The 2,188-nt window shown below is 70.8% G+C and carries 3 protein-coding genes; 1 reads left to right on the top strand and 2 read right to left on the bottom strand.

What is annotated here, in order from left to right; translation table 11 throughout:
- The coding region (locus tag D7W79_RS44140) for a hypothetical protein (RefSeq protein ID WP_158617184.1) at nucleotides 1-491 on the top strand (491 nt) is incomplete at its 5' end.
- 9 nt (nucleotides 492-500) lie between these two features.
- On the opposite strand, the gene D7W79_RS41425 is transcribed toward D7W79_RS44140, so the two are convergent.
- The gene (locus D7W79_RS41425; RefSeq protein ID WP_120530682.1) at nucleotides 501-1,151 is read right to left on the bottom strand and encodes a hypothetical protein; all 651 of its coding nucleotides are present in this window, start codon (nucleotides 1,149-1,151) and stop codon (nucleotides 501-503) included.
- Between the two features lie 10 nt (nucleotides 1,152-1,161).
- Nucleotides 1,162-1,980, bottom strand: coding sequence for an endonuclease I family protein (locus tag D7W79_RS41420; protein ID WP_120530681.1), 819 nt, complete (start codon nucleotides 1,978-1,980; stop codon nucleotides 1,162-1,164).
- Nucleotides 1,981-2,188: the final 208 nt, after the last annotated feature.

Here is a 2,188-nt window from a genome sequence, read left to right as displayed (position 1 = left end):
GAACCTGGGTGGATGAGCAGGGGCGGACCCACGCCTATGCGGATCCCGAGGCCGCGCTGGCGGAGCAGCACTTCGCCGGCCGGCCCTGGAAGGACTTCGCCCACGCCGGGTTGCTCCAGTGGGGCCCGGCGGCGGTGAGCCTGCGGCGGCTGACGCCCCGGGCCCTGGCCTACTACCTGCCGGCGTATCTCACCGCGCTCCTCACCGCGCCGGTGGACCCCGTGGCCTTCACGGTGCTGGAGGCCGTGGTGGGCGTCCTGACGCCGCCGGTCCCCGTCAGGCGCGGGGGGCGGACACCCGCGCAGACGCAGGCCATGCGCCAGGAACAGGAGAAGGCCTTCGCGGACTTCGTGGCGTGCCTGGACGCACGCCAGCGCTCCGTCTGCGCCCGCTTCCTCCATGCCGTGGAGCCCCTGCTGGAGGACGACGTCCTGCCCAATCCCGCGAGCGACGCCCTGGGGCGCCACTGGGCCGCCCACCTCACGCCCTGAGGCCGCGCTTCAGGCGCCCTGGGTGAGGAAGCGGAAGGGCCTCACGCAGTCCTCGCGGGTGCACCGGAAGAGGTAGCCCCGGCCGTTGTCGCCGAACTCCAGGCCGAAGGGCATCGCGGACAGCTGCGCGACGAAGCGCATGGGCGCGTCACAGCACTCCGGCGTCGCCTCGCCGTTGAGCCACCCGGGCACGCCGCCCACCTTGCTCTCCGGCGCCTCCTCCTGCGCGCGGTCCAGCGCGGTGAGTTGCTCCTCGGTGGCCTCGTTGACGTCCACCGACAGGGCCTCGGTGTCCTCGGTGGCGGGCTCGAAGCCGAGCGTCCATTCCGCGTACGGCTTCACCGGCCCGGGCGGCGCGCTCACGGACGGCGCGCCCGCCTTCACCGGCACCGCCGCGTTGGCGCCCTCCTCCGGGTCCCAGCGGAAGCAGGCCGTGTCGGGGTTCTCGCACTGGAAGACGTGGACCGACGCGTGCGGCGCCAGGTCCAGCCGTCCCTCGACGTGCGGCAACTGGAAGAGGAAGCGCTGCGGCCCGCCGCACATGGCGCAGGCGGGCCACTCCAGGGGCCCCGGTGCCTCGGGCGTGCCCCCCACCTTCATCAGGGGGACACCGGTGCGGCCAGGGACGAGCGCCCACAAGGGCGCGAGCGGATGGGACATGCCGCGGACTCTAGAAGTCCGCGATGCGGTCGGCCAGCGACGCGTCGTCCACGAAGGGGTTGCGGTTCTGCTGGTAGGTCTCGATGGCGTCGTTGCGCTTCACTTCCGCGGCGTCCACCTTGTCCAGCGTATTCCACTGCTTGAGCACGGCCTCGTCATCCGCGGGGATGTGCTTGTTGTAGACGGTGGAGAAGTAGAACAGCGCGCGCGCCACGTTGCCCTTGTGCTCATCGGGCGGCTCGAAGACGGTGCGGCCCTTCTCGTCGGTGCCGAACTTGGCGCCGTTCTCCGTCCACTTCACGTTCTTCACCGTGCCGAAGGGCCAGTTGCCCCGGATGGAGTTGGCCTTGCTGTCGGTGGGGAACAGGTGGTGCAGGTCCGCCTTCGCCGGGCCCGTGGCGCCCTTGGACTGGGGCCAGGTGTGCTCGGTGTTCATCACGTTGCTGCTGGGAATCTTGTTCGTCGTGACTTCCTTGCCCGTGTAGACGCACTTCACCTTGCCATCGTGGTTGTCCAGGGTGGTGAAGATGATCTTCCGCGCGCCGTTGTAGCCCAGGTCCTTGTGCTTGCTGACCGCGTCGTGCAGCGCGTTGATCAGCGCCTGGTCCTTCAACCCGTCGTAGCGGGGATCCGGCTTGGACGGCGGCACGTCCTCCACCGGAACCTGCGGCGGGGGCACCGGCGTCGTCGGGGACTTCTTGGCCGGAGCGCCGGCCTCGAACGTGGACACCGACGAGAACGCCTTCGGGGTGCGGGCCGTGGAGGCCGGGGCCGACGAGGAAGCCGTCGAGGTGCGGGGCGCGGAGAGCGGGCGGGACGGGATGATCATTGACGGCCTCGGGATTCGAGGTGGGGGATGACCCATTTTCGTCCGGACACGGGCCGGGTTGCGTGACGCACCGCATTTTCCCTCCGCGCCGGTTGGTTTCTTCCGCCCGCCCCGGGACATCCCGGGAAATGCCCCTCCGCTGGGCCTTGGAGGCAGGGAAAAGCGGGGCTCATCGGCGGCACCAGGGCGGGCCGGGGGCCCGGCCTGT

This window comes from Corallococcus exercitus (genome assembly GCF_003611585.1).
Taxonomy (GTDB): Bacteria; Myxococcota; Myxococcia; order Myxococcales; family Myxococcaceae; genus Corallococcus; species Corallococcus exercitus.
This window is presented reverse-complemented; position numbering and strand designations above follow the sequence as displayed.

Coding starts and splice junctions, on each gene's coding strand:
- D7W79_RS41425 (WP_120530682.1), bottom strand. CDS start 1,151: ATGTCCCATCCGCTCGCGCCCTTGTGGGCGCTCGTCCCTGGCCGCACC.
- D7W79_RS41420 (WP_120530681.1), bottom strand. CDS start 1,980: ATGATCATCCCGTCCCGCCCGCTCTCCGCGCCCCGCACCTCGACGGCT.